This is a genomic window from [Scytonema hofmanni] UTEX 2349 (genome assembly GCF_000582685.1).
Taxonomy (GTDB): domain Bacteria; phylum Cyanobacteriota; class Cyanobacteriia; order Cyanobacteriales; family Nostocaceae; genus Hassallia; species Hassallia hofmanni.
The window spans coordinates 1-15,574 of sequence record NZ_KK073764.1 but is presented as its reverse complement, the minus strand read 5'-3'; the positions used below and the strand labels follow the sequence as shown (position 1 = coordinate 15,574).

Sequence of the window (15,574 nt, the reverse complement as noted above, 5' to 3'; positions counted from 1 at the left end):
GCGGTTTTCCACTACAAGTACGGGAGAGCAAAAAAATATAAAGCTAACAATACTTTCAAACTTTTCCTCTGCAAATGCTTGTCAGTATTTTTGCTGTTTTCAACATTTACTATTCCATGCATTGTAAAAAACAGGATAAGGAGTTTTACTTGCGTAATTCCATAAACTGTCATAGCAAGCACCTCGATTTACATAGCCTGAAGATTGGTGAAGACATTCCTTCAATTTTACAACTACTGCTGCAAGCAAACGTTCTAATTTGAGATTACCCAGACAAGTCTCAGCAAAAGGAAAGCTTCGTATCTCTTCACCTTGAAAGGATAAATCCTTTAACAAAACATCAACAGCGTCTTTGCAATCAACATATAGATTCCCTAATGCTTCAGCAGCATAACGACGAGTACCGATCTCATCACTTTTCAGTAAATCGAAAAGTGCATCAATAGCCTTTTGTCGTTCGAGGTTATTCTTGAGAAGAATTTCAGCAGAGTAAAAACAGTAGAAGCCATATGTTGTGTCAAGCAACCCAGTCATAAAATTAAGTGCTTTTATATTTATATGGTCTATCTTTAATAAAGTTTCAGCAATATCGATAGCCGTATCAATATCTTTAGTGTTATCAATTAGCTCGTTTAAATAGCTGATTTTATCTGAATCATTTTTAGATAAACAAAGAACAGCCCAGAATCTAGCATCATCATCATGACTGGATTGATAAATAGTCCTTAATACTTTATTTGCTAATGGATGTTCAGTATCTATTTCTAGTAATTGTTCGGCTAATAAGCATTGGATATTATCATCTAATATATCAAATTCAAAAAAGCTTTCTAGTAGTGTCTTGGAGATTTTAAAAAAAAATTGAATCGAATTAAGTGTTGTAATTACATCTAAAAATAGGTATATATCTAATTTATTGCATCGAAAATATGTTGGTAGTTCTTCACTTTTTAGATAGCCAATAAAATCTACTTCCAAGTAATAATATAATAAGTATTCAAGTGTTTTCTCTACTTCAGATTTCAATTCGCCTAAATCTACTTCTCGAAAGTCTTTGAGAAGAGACTGAATAGTATTACGGTTTTTAGTCGTATTAAACACATTGATTAAATATAGTAATGCCGTTTGATTTCCAGGGCATAATGAAAGAACTATTTTAGCTATTTTTTCTTGATTTTCTTCATTTTTATTTTTTTGAAGTAATTGCAGTAATTTGCTTGTGGTGCTGGGATGGTAGCTTTTTGCCAAAACATTTCTGGCACTTTGAGAAATAGAATTGGGAAATATCTTTGTTTCTTTCGATGCCTCGTCAAGCGTGCCAAATCCTACCGTTATGAGCTTGTCCAGAATAACATCTACATAACCTTTACTTACTGAAAACTCTGAAATACCTACCGCAGCTAATAAATAAGCTTGAATTCGATAGAAATTACCACAATTATCTTTGAAATGAACTAATTCGTGTATTAGCTCTTCTTTACTATTTTTTGATATGGTCTTCCATCCAAGCCATAATACAATGGTTTCTCTCCAATAAACTTCAAAAATCCGATAATTCGCATCTACATGACTTGGATTTTCAGGAATATGATTCAAAAAATAATGCCAATCATCGATCGCCAACGCGGCAAAATACTCCTGAAAAGTCGGATGGAAAAACGCATAAACCCCCTTCCTGGGATTATCCCCATCCACCCCCACCTTATTCAACCATCCCAACCGCAACGCCAACCCAAACAACGAATCTGCATCATCCGGTTCACCCAAATACTCGCACACAAATTCCTGTCGCAACCGAAACCGCGTTGCTTCCTTATCGATCGCCTCCCGCGCCAATTCTCCCAAAGCTGCATTCAACCCCTTACGCTGCTCCCCTGTTGTCGCAAACTGCCCCTTCTTCCACTCATAAAAATCCGCCACAAACTGCTCGTACAACCCTGCTTTCGTCTCTGGTAATTTCCCTTCACCCAAATACCAGTTGAAACATAGCAGCGTCAGCCGCAACGGGTTTTTCACCAAATCCCGAATTCGTTCCTTCGCCGATTCCCTTAACGCCGCACACAACTGTTGTCCTGTCTGCGTTTCTGCTAACGGTAGGGAGCCAAACCAATTGCCAATAAACTGCTCCACCTGCTGGGGATAGCAAAACTCCAGCGTGCGATAGTTATCAAAGGAATCCAGGGCGTTACTACCACCGTCCCAAAGATTTAACCGACAAGAAAGCACAATCCGCGCCTGTTGTAGCAAAGTTCCGGTACGAATTTGCCGCTCAATCTCCCCTAAAGGATTGCCCACCGTCGCCTGCATTTCATCAACCCCATCCAACAACAGCCACACCAACCCCTGGTTAAACTGAGCCACAAAATTATCTTGAACCTGGGTAGATGCTTCGGCTTGTCCGACTTTTCGGGCTACTGCTTGCAACCATACCTCTAACAAATATGATTCCAGTTCACGCGTTCGCAAATCAGCCAAAGACACCCAAATCACAACCGACTGCGCCATCTCAAGAGACACCCATTGAGCAATCTGCTGCAACAGCGTTGTTTTCCCTGCCCCCGGTTCGCCAATAATCGCAATGCGTCTTCCCTGACTTTTGGGGCTTTGTCTGTGCCTCAGTACTTGCTCTAGAAACTGCTGATGCTCAAACGTTTGGGTAATTTCCGTTTCTCGGTAAAGTTCCGAACCCTGCTCTGGTGAAACATCCTCGCGTCGCCGAGTTGGCTTTTTACGCTCCACCAGTCCCAATGGCACATACACCTGCTCTGTCCGATAGGTAATTCCCTCGCCTGATGTGAGCGGGTTTGTCGTGAGTCGCTGCTGCTCGGACAGCATAGCTTGACTGATATTGTGCCAGTCGATTTCTAATTGTCGCGTGTTCTGGGACAATACCTCCAGGAATATGCTGCGAATAGTCTGTGCGTCGGCTCCTTGATAAACCTTGTCGCCGATATGAATATCCTGCCCCTCACCAATATTGATGTTGTACTTCCCCAACTGCACAACATTTTGACCACTGCTTTCTTTGAGGAATTGACGCAATATCGCAACATCCCCCTCATCTCCACAGCCGTCGAGAATGCGGTCAAGTATAGAAACCAACTCATCAGGGCGAGTCATTTATTATCCTTTCCTAGCTAGTCGAAATTGTCGTGCGTCTCAAAGCAGTGGAATTTAATCAGGAATTTATTTTAAAAGCGATGTCTACAACGGGCTACGCCTACGCTTAATATTGCTTTAGTTATTATTATCACATTTGCAAACCCTACTTAATAGCCGATTTTCCGTAAGAGGTAAATCTAAAGAGAACGAGATTTGAAGATGCGATCGCCAATTTGAATATCTTGCCCCTGTGCGATGTTGACATTATACTTGCCCAATTGCATGAGTTATTGGTTCTTGCCTATTGGCTATATCCCGCTGCGGCAACCAGGATCAATAGAGTCTCAAGCGAAGAAATATCCGGGGGCGATCGCCCCCTTTACGGAGATCACGTTACGAGTGGTGAAAGCGTTGGCTAAACGGACGGAGAATGTCCCCGTCCATAAGTTCTACCTGGGACTGGACTTTGAGGATGCGCCGATGGGAATAGCGAACGCAACAATTTTAGCGGAGCGATGCCCGTGAGGGCAAAAATTGTGGAGTGAGTCCACAAGCATACTTGTAAGTACCCAAAATCAGTATTGAAATAGAGCTACCAAGAGGCGCGTTAGCTCTTTTGGCGGTCTTGAATATAAGTCTTGACGTACACTCTTCAGACATTAATGATGCATTCTTTATGCGTAGGTAGAACGCACCCCCGCGTAAAAATGCGGTGAAAATCAAGGGCTAAAAGCCAACGCCCGTATATATTTTCAGGTCAATTGCTATTGACGCTCTATATACGCTTTATACAGGCAGTAGTCATCAGCAATAGTTGAGGTGTATGCGTGCAGCAATAGAACTACCGACGCACTTACAAAGCTGTTTTCTGTGAAATTTGCCGCAAAGTAGGAAAATATTTATACATGATGTTCACCGTAGATAACCTCTAACTTTTGCGACCCTTTGTTACTGCCTGCCACGTAACATCTGCAAAACGATGGCGCTCAAGCGAACCAGTACTCGCACAGCGAAGTCTTCTATGCTGCCGTCAGATAATTGCCTTGAGCATTACCTGCAAAAACACCATTCCTACCGATAAAAAAGAGATTCTCAGTTTCGCTCTTATGACTCCTTATACCATAATCTTATACTGAGAAAATGTCATCTCTGGCTATCCCCCACCATCCCTAAACTAACCCCCTACATAGTAGAAGTATTCCCAGTACAAAAGTATTATCACAAATCACCCCGCATTATGGGATAGTTGCGCCTACTCCCGTCATGCCACCGCATTGCTACTGATGCCCAACCACAAAAAACCGAACTATCGCGCTCTCCCCCCACGCTGACAAGACTTACCGCCTGAGATATACTTATCGTATACCCCCGTAGATTCAAGGAAGCGAGCAATGGCAGCGTATTACATTTATGGGTGTGATTTTTAGTTTGTAGCGCCACCAAGGGGTAAAGACAAGATACGCGCAAAATTTATCACGGTGTAAAGTTTTGTAAAGTAGCTATGTATTTCTTTCTTTCAAACATTGCCTAGTTTGAGTCAATTTAGGCAATGTATAATGAAGAGAGAAACAGACAATAAAGCTTTCAGCCATTCTTTCCCAACTACCCCAACTTCCCTTTTCGGCAAAGATGATTTCTCACCCTCCTCCCCCTGCCAAAGTAGCTTCAAAGCGAGAGCGGGAATATTTGCGTCCAAAGGAAGTTGAAGCGATGATCAAAGGGGCGCATTCATTCGGAAGGCATGGAGTTCGAGATGCAGCGATTATTTTACTCATGTTTCGGCATGGGCTTCGCACGGCAGAGTTAGTTTCTCTGAAATGGTCACAAATTGATTTAAGCGACGGCTATATTGAGATAAGAAGAGCAAAACACGGGCATGATAGCACTCATCCCCTACGCGCTCCTGAATTGAGGGCATTACGTCAGATTAAACGAGATAAGAGCGAAACCCAGTATGTGTTCGTCTCCGAGCGCAAAGCTCCCCTATCCACCCGAACTATTCGTCACATTATAGCCAGAGCCGGAGAATTAGCGGGACTTAACGAATCTGTTCATCCCCATCAACTGCGTCATGCTTGTGGCTATTATCTTGCTTCACAAGGTCATGATACCAGAGCGATTCAGGACTACTTGGGACATAAGAATATTCACCATACAGTTCGCTACACGCAGATGTCCCCCCAAAGATTTGAATCTTTTTGGACAGATTGAGCCGTTAGGGGTGATAACAATGCTCCTGTAAACTGAAAATAACCATCTTTTCTCTCACTCGTGGCATCAATTGAACGGACAGCTTATCCCAGATTCAAACGATACTATACCCCCAATGAACTCGATAAAATTTACACTCCTACTAGGATAGAGATAGCATTCGCCTTAAAAGTTACGACTGGGGAAGAGAACTATTTTAATCTGCTAGTTTTACTCGTGGTTCTTTCTATTAAAGAAGGCAAAATTTCTTCAGATATGTTGTTACGAAAATTGGGAAACTATAGTCGGAAGAATAAACTCTATCAAGCATTTCGAGAGTTAGGGAGAGTTATTAGAACTATTTTTTTATTACAGTTCATCTCTGACCAAAAGTTACGTCAACAAATTACAGCAATGACCAATAAAGTAGAAGCTTATAATGGCTTTTCTAAATGGTTTTGTTTTGGAGGAGAAGGGGTGATTGCCAGTAATGACCCTGAACAACAAGAGAAGACGATTAAGTACGGTGATTTAGTAGCTAATGCTGTTATTTTCCATAATGTGGTTGATTTAACTGAGGTTTTGCTTCAGCTAAGAAAAGAAGGTTTTTTCTGGGAGCGAGAAGATTTAGCGGCTTTGAGTCCTTATTTAACCAGTCATATTAAGCGTTTTGGTGATTATCTGATTGATCTCGATGCGATTCCACCAGCACTAGAGGAAACGTTAAATTTAGGCTTTTGAGTAAATTTGTTACAAAACTTTACGTCGTGATAAATTTTGCGCGTATCTTGTCTTTACCCCACCAAGCTCGCCAAAGGGGACAAGCCCCCTTTGGAAACCCCCAAAACTCGATAAAATAATAGTGGATTTAATATCACCGAACCACCTCGCTTTGGAAGCTCTGGCTTCTAGCCGTGGGGTTGCTTACCAATATTAAGCGTGATTATCATTAATCGCCTATAAATTTATCGACTTACTATAGATTAAAAAACTTCTTTTATTTATAAAAACTTCCCTATATATAGATGGATAAAAAAACTGAAGCCAAAAAAGTTTTCTCTTCTGGACGCAAGTCAAAACCCAAACCAAAACGGACAAGTCTTATTAGTCTCAGACTAACCGAGGAGGAAAAAGAAGATTGGGAAGCTAAAGCTCTTGCTGCTGGTATGGGGAAGAATCTCTCCAAATTTATCCGCTACTGTGTTGAGCGCGAACGCATTTATATCGCCCCACCAGTACCAGCTATCAACGAACACATATATATAGAACTGGGGAGAATTGGCAACAACATCAACCAAATTGCCTATGCAATTAACCGTGCTGTCAAGTTAGGAGAGGCGATCGCCATCGCTGCTGACCCCCGGACGGAAATCGAAGCCCTCAAACCATTGCTGCTGGAAATCAAACAAATACTGGTGGGAATGCCCTCTGAACCCTTACAGTCAGAACATGCCGAATATCTCGAACATCTCGAACAGCCCGAAAAGTTAAAACAATCTGCTGTTGAGCGCTAACCAACCCGAACAACCAGACTCTTTTGTTGCTTTCCCCCTGGAGGACTAGTGATTGGCAATATCACCAAGGGAAATGGCTTCTACGGTTGTGTTGCCTATGTCCTGGGTAAAAAAGACGCGCAACTAATCAATACTAATATGGCAGGAGAAACACCCGCCCAACTTGCTTGGGAGTTTCGCTCCTTTGCCAATAAAAACCAAAGAGTCAAAAAACCCGTACTGCACCTGTCGTTTAGTCCTGCCCCCGGTGATAGAACCCTCGACGAGTGGGAATTGTGCCAGATAGGACAAGACTTGCTTGACGCTTTGTTACTATCCAACAACCAATTTATTTTGGTGCAGCACAATGATGCCGAATTTGACGGACAACCCAGACCCCACGCTCATATGGTCATCAATCGGGTATCCTACGACGGTGAGTGCAACGACGATTATTTAGATTACTACCGTACAGAAAAAATCCTGCGCCAAATCGAACAACAATACGATTTAATTATCCAACCGTCCAGTTGGGAAGTCCAGAAGAAAAAAGCATATCCCAAACACGTACAACAAACTGAAGAATCGGGCGAACCAAATATAGTCGAACGGTTGCAAAATAGTATAGAACAAGCGGCGGCAGACCAACCAGCCATGCCAGTATTTGTAGCACGGTTGTTAAAAGAAAATATCCAAGTCGATTGTAAATTTACCCGTACTGGCAAGCTCAAGGGGATAAGCTACTGCTTGGAGGGACAACCGTTCAAGGGTGGGGATTTAGGGAAGTTATATACACACATTGGTATCCGGGAACATTTAAAAGTTAGCTATCTTGAAGATTATCGAGATCCAATTGAGTCAGTAATTGAAAGTTTTAAACGTGGGCGAACAATTGACGATAAGTGGGTTAATTATCTGGAAAGTTGGATTGAGTGGAATTTTAAACAAGATTCTTCATCCGATGGAGCATCAGAAGAAACAGCAACTATTGAAGTATTAAGTACACAAGATAATTCAACAGCAAACTTGGAGCCAGCACTTGAAGAAGTTCCAACAATAGCAAATGAATTATTCGCTAAAAAACAAACTGTGGTAGGGGAGCCACCCCCTTTGAACACAACCGAAGAAACAACCCAAAGCCAAGAATTTGAGGAAGTACCAGCACTTATAACTGAGGAGGGCGATAGTGAAATTATTCAATGCGGTGCAGCCGAACCACCCGCACCACCACCGGAGGTATCCACTGTAGCACCAACTGGCGAAGTGACAATAACGTTATTGTCCGATGACAAAACACCGTCTATTGAGGGTTTACCCTCTTCAATGGCGAGTGAACGCCCGTCCTACGCGGCGAACGCACGACTTGAAGCATCAGGAGTTGCAACCCCAACCAATAGTGACGACAGCACACAGGTGCAACACGAGAACGCAAAAGCGATCGCACAAACTGTACTCTTGTTGTGGTCACAACAAGACCTAGTTAAAAAGTCGAAGAAGTACGACCTCCAGCTTGGTGAGGACAATATTATATATGTAAGCCACAAGTCAGGAGAAATAATTGCGTTCATTCCCCTCAATGAGAATCAAACTCCCCAAGGAATTGCACTGACAAAAGTTGATGTAGATAATTTCCAAAAAATACAACAAATATTGGATGCTCGTCAACAATCACAGACTAAACCAAGTAATTTAGCTGATGGTATAGAACTGTAAAGCAGCCAGAGCTATAGTTATAAGGGTTAGATTTTTCTAACACATTTTACAAGCGTCTCGGCACAATGCCATTACTGCTCAACCCTACCCCCCTACATTAATTGCGGTTGGGAATGTTTTTTTAAGAACGCTAACCTTTCCCTCTCGTGTTGAGAAAGCAATGCCCAAGCCACTTGCCTCTCCTTACGTTCATAAAGTTCAAGAAAATCCACGACCAATTCCCACGAGTCGCACCCACATAGAATTTCAGGCACACTCAATTCAAATTCTACTATTTGTTGCGAGTCGCGGTTTAACCGAATTTCCTCCAACTGTTCTTTATCCACAGCCGGTTCGACTTTTATAAGCTTATTAATCAAATGCGGATTTTCTAACGGGTCTAAATCCGGTACAAAAACTGTCCCCGACTGGCTGGAGATATAGTATTTCTTATATCTTTGGCTAGTTGGGGACAGTTCTGGAGGTTTAGAAAATCTCTTGTCAATCGCCTCTAGCACAAAACGTGTCGTGTCGTCAAGTTTCGGTAAGGTGGTAGGGTCAAAGTGGTAGAAATACTTTCTTTTCCCCCCTCCAACACGATGGCGATCGCGCACTATCACAACACCAATTTTCGACAAAACTCGTCTTAGCAAATAAACCGGATCGCTATCAGCAGCAGCATTAATCGCCAACACAGCACGCAGTTTGTAAGAATTTTTAACACAAACCCGTTTAAAATCAAGAATTAATTCCTCTTCCCCAGTCCATCCCCCTGCAACAACCCACGACAAATGGGGACAGGCTTGTTTTGTAGATCCGCAATTACCCACGACTATTTTTGATGAAGCCTGTCCCCATTTGTCTAGGGAAGGACTCGCCCCAGATTTTCTACTCAACTTATCAACCAAAGAAGGCACACCCAAATCACACAACATGCTTGCTTGCATTGCACGGGAACGCATATCCCAAATCTCATCACCGTAATTAAGGGATTTTAGCCAGCGCTCAACATCAAACATTTTTTGTTTTTCCAGATTATCCATAGCCCAGCGTAATTCCAGCTGACTGATATAATCTGGGTCTTTAAAGTGTTTAGAGTATATAAAATCAGCATCAAAATCAAAACCTGGTAGTTTATGTTTTAAAATTGCTTTTGTAGCTTTGTGTCTATCTGAGGGTGTTAGCATCATCGATTCCCAAAGCTTTAGAGCAAGCTTGTAACTTATATCTTCCGCTTCATAAATAGATTCAGATTCCTCTTTCAACCATTCGTCGCGAGCCTCATTAATCTTCTTAAAAGACTCGTAAACTTGCATGGGCATTTCTGAAGCATTATGTCCTATATTCTGTAAATCTCGAATCAGCGCAGAACGCAAATTAGCACGACTGTGATTATCAAGTGCCGTATAGCTGCAAACAGCTTTAAAATGTGGTGATTGCCACTTATTAGAAGTAGGATTCATCAATTGTTCCAAATTTTCAATCACACTACTAGCCTCGTTTTTCTCAGGTAAATAATTGCAAATACCCAACAAATCTATAGCTGATTGGTGGTTGTTAAAATAATTGCGAGCCACAACTTCTGGAAGCGGAGAGCGAGAGGCATGATTATCCAAGAGAGAATAAGTTTTACAGAAGACAATTCGCTCTACAGGCTGTCTGTACCGTGCCAACATCTGCATAATTTGACGGTGGTTTATCACCCCAAAAAATGTACCGTACACCCGCTCAAAATAAGGAAGAGTAATATCCAAGCTACTTTCAGCAGTAGGAGATATCAATACTACTTGCGGTTTATTTTCTGCTAAATACTCGTTGGGTTTTTGCAAGAAACTGTTAACAGCATGGCTTGTCTCTGGGTCAGCTTTTGTCATGCTATCAACTCGTAAAACATCAAGATTAAAAGACTCTAAAACGCTTTGTAAACCAACTAAGTTGCGTTGTGCGTCACTGACAACTAGCAATTTATTGCCAAGAGCAGCATCATAAACAAGTCCTTTCTCAAAGCCCCCACGAGCATTTTTCATTTCCCGGACTTGACCATTTTTAAATACTTTCTTTTCACCACCATATACGCTTACATTCCATGCTGGAACTTGTCCTTTGTTCCAAATTCCAAATATGTTTTTACCAGAGATTTCTTGTAAATATCTAGAAGAAATTGCAGTGAGGTCAGCGTCGAAGCAAAATACATAATCAGCTTCACGTATCAGGCGAACAAAACTTTCAATAATAATCTTACGACGCTTGCGACAGGTGCTTCCTGCTAGCATCTGCTGCAATAGTTTATCGACTTCTTCGAGGATTAAGACTTTTCGGGATGATAATAAAAAGCAAGAATCAACACAAGCTGCAATCCAAGAACAAAGCGAGCGGAACCTTTTATTTAAACGCTTGTCGGTAGTGGAAATATGATGGAGGTGAATGACTTTATCTTGAGATTTTTCACAAAATTGTTGTAGTAAAGAATTGCGGTAAGATAGTACGGTGCCTTCGCTAAAATGTTCGACAATTTTGAGGGCAAGTGTAGATTTACCAGTTGCCATTCCCGATTTAAAAAGATAAACACCTTTGGTGAGATTATTGAGGTTTAAGTCTAAAAATCTCTCTTCTTTTATCGAATCTGCCCACGGGGAGAAATCTTCTAAAGATTGTTGCGTTTTGGCAACTCGTTCTTTATAATCACCAAAGTTAAGTTGTTTAGAGTCAAACCAATTATCGTCTGACTGGAGTCCACCATGCTCACGGGCATACGCTAGGAATTGCTGCCAACTGATATAACCAATTTCGGTAAAGAGCGGCAGTTCGTCGATATCCTGGTGCTGTTCCTTATCAAGCTGTCCCCACCAACCAACACGGACGAATAACCCCAGGCTGCGGAAGAATTCGTATTGACGAATCCAGCGACGGATTACTTGGGGGTTTTTCACGTCTCCGGCATCTGGGAGAATTGTCGCGGTGGTTATATTAAAAGATGTTACAATTTCTTGAAATTGTTCGGGGGAACCGCTGAAGTTACCACTTGCTGCACCAATTGTTAGGCGATCGTGTTTGTGAGCGGCAATGAGGGGTTTGAGTAAACCCTCGGTAATCCATGCCTCTTTATAGTGAGCATCACCACCTGGAATAATGGTAATTGGTAGTTCGCCGTTTTGCAGGTGGCTGGATTTATAGCCTTTTAGCCAGCGGTACTTGCCACCGTCGGCTTCGTTATCAAGCCGAATTTGTCCGCCGTGGATTTCCCCAAGCTTGTTTATTGCAGGGCAGTATATCCCCTCAGATGCCACGCTAAGACTACCAGAGCGTACACCGGGGTAGTTTACGGGAAATAGGGCAGGTAGCCTAGAGCCAGGGGAAACGCTGAAAAATCCGACTTGATCGATTTGTTCGTTCGTTAAACCCCGTGCTAGCAGGTTGTCCCGGTGACGGCGAGATAATCCAAAATGTTGGGCTAATTTCTTAGTTGCAGCATCAATTTCTGCTGACGCGAGTTTTCCCTTGGCTAAAGCTTCTGTTGCCTGTCTACGGTTAATTTCCCGTTGGGAGGAATTGCGCTCCCAACGCTCTAGTGAGCGATCGTCTCGCCCAGAGTCGGCACTTTCTGCAACCAGAATACCCCAAAATGCACCGCCCTTGGCATCACCTAAATATTTCCAGCCGGGAATACTTTGGTGGGTGTTGAGGCACATTATAAGAGTGCCATCGCGTTTAATTTGGCAATCCCACTTGTTATTACCGCAGGCTGGACACAATAAGTGACGGTTAGTGCGGATAAAATCTTTTTTGTTAAAAAAAGCAACCATGTTTACATCTCCTGGCAATTGTTGATGTTGCCCCGTGGAGAGAGTTGGCGCTAGTTGGTTCTACGAAGTCTTAGCCAGAATGAATGGAAATTATTCGCATTCACGATCCCCGCGCATTCAATCAAGATTAAAAATTTATTTGCGTGTCCTGTATCAGGCATCGTACCGAAAATCGTGTAATTTCCTGCACTTATGGTCTGAAAACCCATATCCTGTCAGGGTTTGATAGAAATCGAAGCACGCAAGTAAACAGTTGTTTCAAGTAAAGAATCGCAGGAAGCTGGCTTTCCCTCAGGAGCCAGCTATAGAGAAACCAAATCTTTCTCACGGGAAAAAGTTGGACTCTATAGATGGGTGAAAAAATTATCCGATTCGGTTAAGGAGCGAAAGTTAGAGTCGTTATGAAGCCAAAAGTCAGATAATTTGTGAAATGTCAGCAAGTTCACACAATTTGAAGCTTGCGTCTTCCAAGCTTGCTGTAATCGGTAGAAATTAATTTGTCCACAGCAAGAAAATCCCAACTCGCGTAATGCTTTTACTAGTGCTGGGATATACAGCTTCTTGAAAGCGGCATCTGGTGATGATTTTCGTTCTGATGCTTGCTTCGATTGGTTTTTAGAGCTTTTATCTACGGTCGAGTTTAGTTGATGCTCTGTAAGTAATACCATTTTTCGCTACCGGATGATTGTGGTGAACATCGGGTAGCCGCTATGGATCGTTAGCAAAAAACTGCAATTTAGCCTAAAATTGAGCTGTTACACAAAAAAATATTTTGTTTCAAAGTTAAAGTTGAAAAGTTGGTTGGTATTCCAACTTTGTTGTGAGAGCGACTGGTAATCGTCTCATTGGACTAGTGACTAGCAAGGCAGGCAACAACAGCGGTTGTAGTATTTTAGGCTTCCTTCAGTTTCTTGGACTAACAACAAAGCGACTACCAGCTTTTTTCTTTTTTAGGAAATGCAAATTTACTTTTGGTCTTCATAGTCTCTTCACCTCTTAGATGCTTTTGTTTAACCCAGAGAGTAGTACAATGAGCTACTCTAAGTAATCAACACTACTATACTGTAAAAAGTAGCTGAACATCTCTCAACTACCTGCTGATTTATGTCCTTCGTAAAGATTGACCCAAAGGACTGCTCGCCACTGGGAAAATTTATCCTTGAATATATGGAAGAAACGGGCACACCCATGCAACACCTCGCTGACCGGGCTGGTTTAACACGACCTGGATTGCGAGGGATGTGCTTTGTACAAGGGAATCCGACAGAAAGCAGCTTGATAAAACTTGCTCGCGCAATGGGAGTACCACCTGCCCAACTTTATAAATTGGCGTGCCAAAACAAAATTGAAAATCCCTACAACGCTGATGCAATCGACCTCTTCATTGAGGGAGTTGATACTATTCTTAAAGCAATGCGTAAAGTAGTTGAACAACAACCCGAACATCAAAGACCTTCCGAATCGGAGCTTCTTGAGAGAGCTATTAGGACTGTTAAGTCGTTACAAGGGTAGGAATTTTTTTGCTACCACGCTCCCATAGGTCACAACCAACACTCAGGCAAACACCAAAAAAGATAAAAGACTGGAATTATAAGTTTAAAAGTCAGTTACTACTGTGAAAATCCAGATTTTTATAGTAGTAACTAAAAATCTTGATGCAAACCAATTAACTATGGCACTTCTGTTATTTAAAAAGCTGAAACCCTTATAGAATCAGCAAGTGCAGTAAGAGTCAAAAAAGTGCAACTACACGTTATGGCAGTTCAATTTTAATGAGTGTGTCGCCACGTTGCAATGCCTGCACTCAACACATGTCACAACATCAAACCCTTATAAACACAGGGTTTAAATCTGCTGCAATAATATAAGCAATACAAGAAGTAATCTTCAAATACTACAAACGGCAGAACTACTCTTTCAGCCCTATAGCTGTATGGCAATATGGCAGTTTTGGCAGTAAGAAAATAAACCAAAATTTAGGATTTTTCCTGTTTTTTTCGTCTTTGCTCCAAAGCTTCCTTCATTAGAACCACCATCATTTGACTGACGGTTCGGCTTTCGTCAACAGCCAAATTATCGATTTCGCTATAAATTTCAATAGGTACAACTATACTAGTTTTCTTACTTTTTTGTGGATTGACGGGCATCCCTATCTTCCATGTGCTTCACTCATCAGCCCCGCTAATTATCGCATAAGTTTTTTGTCAAAAAACTTAATGACTCCAAGGTGAAGTTTAGTGCTTCACTTGGCTTCACTTATGCTAGTATTATTCTGTTTGGTAATACGACAATTATGGCACTGACAAATAATGCACGATTGAAAGCTTTTTTTGAGCTTAAATACGGCAAGCCAATTTCAGATAGGTCATGGTACAGAATTAAATCTGATATTAGAGTTTTAGGGCTGGAAGTAAACCTTGAAACAGTAGGTATGGCAGCAGATTTAAAGAAAAAAACCATGTTCCTAAAATTGCCGTTCTTCATACTTATGGAACAGTATTTAGCAGCTGTAAACGACACCAACAATATAGTTGTATCCGGTGAAGAGGTCTTCAAATATCTCCAAAAAATAACAGAGAGTAAGGCTCATAAGACAACAATTATTAGGTGGTTCGCTTCCGTTGAACCTGTAAATAATCGACACTTTGATAAAAACAGAAAATACGCAGGTAAAGAACTAATACCTGTAGTATTAGCAGCAAGATTATACGTCAAAAAACACTTGCCTGACGCAACCAACAAATCAGTAAATCCCCAGACTGTTAATATCAAATCCAAACAAGTTGCGTAACGGTCGCTAAAGGAGAAATCAAATGACCACCTACACCAAAAGAATCCAATCTCGGCTCAACCGCATGGGCATTAAAAAATCACTAGCTGAAATAAGAGAAGTTTACACTTCTATTGTTAATGATAAAGATAACCCAACAGAAGAAGAAATTACTTCTGTAGTAGAAAGTTTTCTGACTGCAATCGCAGCAATTGAAACAGCCTCAGAATTAACAACAATCCAATCTTCAGATGAACAACAATCGCCCCAGCCGGAAAAAGTCAGGACTTACGCAACTGGCACAAAATGCGGGCGGGGCTTCGCCCCACCACGCGGTAATTTAAATCAGACCAAACACATATAAACGTCTGGACGTTTTAGCTGCTGAATTAGATAATTAGAAAGTAAGTTGTGCTTGATTTTATAAATAGTTTGACCTGTTTGATAAGCTAAATTCTTCAATCTTAACCAAACCAACATAGCACAAGCAATATGATTTCGCTGAAGACGAGCTTTACGACATT

11 protein-coding genes and 2 pseudogenes are annotated in these 15,574 nt (G+C 41.6%); 7 read left to right on the top strand and 6 right to left on the bottom strand.

The window, feature by feature from the left end:
* Positions 1-99 precede the first annotated feature (99 nt).
* Positions 100-3,120, bottom strand: coding sequence for an NACHT domain-containing protein (locus TOL9009_RS41935; RefSeq protein ID WP_051502760.1), 3,021 nt, complete (start codon positions 3,118-3,120; stop codon positions 100-102).
* Positions 3,121-3,299: 179 nt separating this feature from the next.
* The gene (locus TOL9009_RS50280; RefSeq protein ID WP_221928629.1) at positions 3,300-3,386 is read right to left on the bottom strand and encodes a hypothetical protein; all 87 of its coding nucleotides are present in this window, start codon (positions 3,384-3,386) and stop codon (positions 3,300-3,302) included.
* A 1,345-nt stretch (positions 3,387-4,731) separates the two neighbouring features.
* On the opposite strand from TOL9009_RS50280, the gene TOL9009_RS0102420 reads away from it, so the two are divergent.
* From TOL9009_RS0102420 to TOL9009_RS0102405, 4 genes and pseudogenes are all read left to right on the top strand, one after another.
* Positions 4,732-5,313, top strand: a complete 582-nt coding sequence (locus TOL9009_RS0102420) for a tyrosine-type recombinase/integrase (protein WP_029630950.1) — start codon at positions 4,732-4,734, stop codon at positions 5,311-5,313.
* Between the two features lie 207 nt (positions 5,314-5,520).
* Positions 5,521-6,033, top strand: a pseudogene (locus TOL9009_RS42535) (Tn3 family transposase); the annotation flags it as partial.
* Between the two features lie 284 nt (positions 6,034-6,317).
* Positions 6,318-6,806 (top strand): plasmid mobilization protein, encoded by a 489-nt coding sequence (locus TOL9009_RS41930; RefSeq protein ID WP_051502759.1) that lies wholly within the window; start codon positions 6,318-6,320, stop codon positions 6,804-6,806.
* Between the two features lie 48 nt (positions 6,807-6,854).
* Positions 6,855-8,498, top strand: coding sequence for a relaxase/mobilization nuclease domain-containing protein (locus TOL9009_RS0102405; protein ID WP_029630946.1), 1,644 nt, complete (start codon positions 6,855-6,857; stop codon positions 8,496-8,498).
* A 92-nt stretch (positions 8,499-8,590) separates the two neighbouring features.
* On the opposite strand, the gene TOL9009_RS0102400 is transcribed toward TOL9009_RS0102405, so the two are convergent.
* Positions 8,591-12,280, bottom strand: a complete 3,690-nt coding sequence (locus tag TOL9009_RS0102400) for a plasmid replication protein, CyRepA1 family (protein WP_029630945.1) — start codon at positions 12,278-12,280, stop codon at positions 8,591-8,593.
* 344 nt (positions 12,281-12,624) lie between these two features.
* Positions 12,625-12,948 carry a hypothetical protein gene (locus TOL9009_RS0102395; protein WP_029630943.1) on the bottom strand — a complete coding sequence of 108 codons (324 nt, stop codon included), beginning with the start codon at positions 12,946-12,948 and terminating at the stop codon, positions 12,625-12,627.
* Between the two features lie 499 nt (positions 12,949-13,447).
* Between TOL9009_RS0102395 and TOL9009_RS37625 the strand changes: the two genes are divergently transcribed.
* A complete protein-coding gene (locus tag TOL9009_RS37625; protein ID WP_144238122.1) occupies positions 13,448-13,792 on the top strand; it encodes a helix-turn-helix domain-containing protein in 345 nt (114 codons plus the stop codon).
* Positions 13,793-14,256: 464 nt separating this feature from the next.
* On the opposite strand, the gene TOL9009_RS42845 is transcribed toward TOL9009_RS37625, so the two are convergent.
* A complete protein-coding gene (locus tag TOL9009_RS42845; protein WP_072022075.1) occupies positions 14,257-14,427 on the bottom strand; it encodes a ribbon-helix-helix domain-containing protein in 171 nt (56 codons plus the stop codon).
* 146 nt (positions 14,428-14,573) lie between these two features.
* Between TOL9009_RS42845 and TOL9009_RS0102380 the strand changes: the two genes are divergently transcribed.
* Both TOL9009_RS0102380 and TOL9009_RS0102375 read left to right on the top strand, forming a co-directional pair.
* Positions 14,574-15,071 (top strand): hypothetical protein, encoded by a 498-nt coding sequence (locus TOL9009_RS0102380; RefSeq protein ID WP_029630940.1) that lies wholly within the window; start codon positions 14,574-14,576, stop codon positions 15,069-15,071.
* 22 nt (positions 15,072-15,093) lie between these two features.
* Positions 15,094-15,414, top strand: coding sequence for a hypothetical protein (locus tag TOL9009_RS0102375; protein ID WP_029630938.1), 321 nt, complete (start codon positions 15,094-15,096; stop codon positions 15,412-15,414).
* On the opposite strand, the pseudogene TOL9009_RS50690 reads toward TOL9009_RS0102375, so the two are convergent.
* A pseudogene (locus TOL9009_RS50690) lies at positions 15,396-15,574 on the bottom strand (IS701 family transposase); the annotation flags it as partial. The gene TOL9009_RS0102375 and the pseudogene TOL9009_RS50690 overlap by 19 nt on opposite strands.

Coding starts and splice junctions, on each gene's coding strand:
- TOL9009_RS41935 (WP_051502760.1), bottom strand. CDS start 3,120: ATGACTCGCCCTGATGAGTTGGTTTCTATACTTGACCGCATTCTCGAC.
- TOL9009_RS50280 (WP_221928629.1), bottom strand. CDS start 3,386: ATGCAATTGGGCAAGTATAATGTCAACATCGCACAGGGGCAAGATATT.
- TOL9009_RS0102420 (WP_029630950.1), top strand. CDS start 4,732: ATGATTTCTCACCCTCCTCCCCCTGCCAAAGTAGCTTCAAAGCGAGAG.
- TOL9009_RS41930 (WP_051502759.1), top strand. CDS start 6,318: ATGGATAAAAAAACTGAAGCCAAAAAAGTTTTCTCTTCTGGACGCAAG.
- TOL9009_RS0102400 (WP_029630945.1), bottom strand. CDS start 12,280: ATGGTTGCTTTTTTTAACAAAAAAGATTTTATCCGCACTAACCGTCAC.
- TOL9009_RS0102395 (WP_029630943.1), bottom strand. CDS start 12,948: ATGGTATTACTTACAGAGCATCAACTAAACTCGACCGTAGATAAAAGC.
- TOL9009_RS37625 (WP_144238122.1), top strand. CDS start 13,448: ATGGAAGAAACGGGCACACCCATGCAACACCTCGCTGACCGGGCTGGT.
- TOL9009_RS42845 (WP_072022075.1), bottom strand. CDS start 14,427: ATGCCCGTCAATCCACAAAAAAGTAAGAAAACTAGTATAGTTGTACCT.
- TOL9009_RS0102380 (WP_029630940.1), top strand. CDS start 14,574: ATGGCACTGACAAATAATGCACGATTGAAAGCTTTTTTTGAGCTTAAA.
- TOL9009_RS0102375 (WP_029630938.1), top strand. CDS start 15,094: ATGACCACCTACACCAAAAGAATCCAATCTCGGCTCAACCGCATGGGC.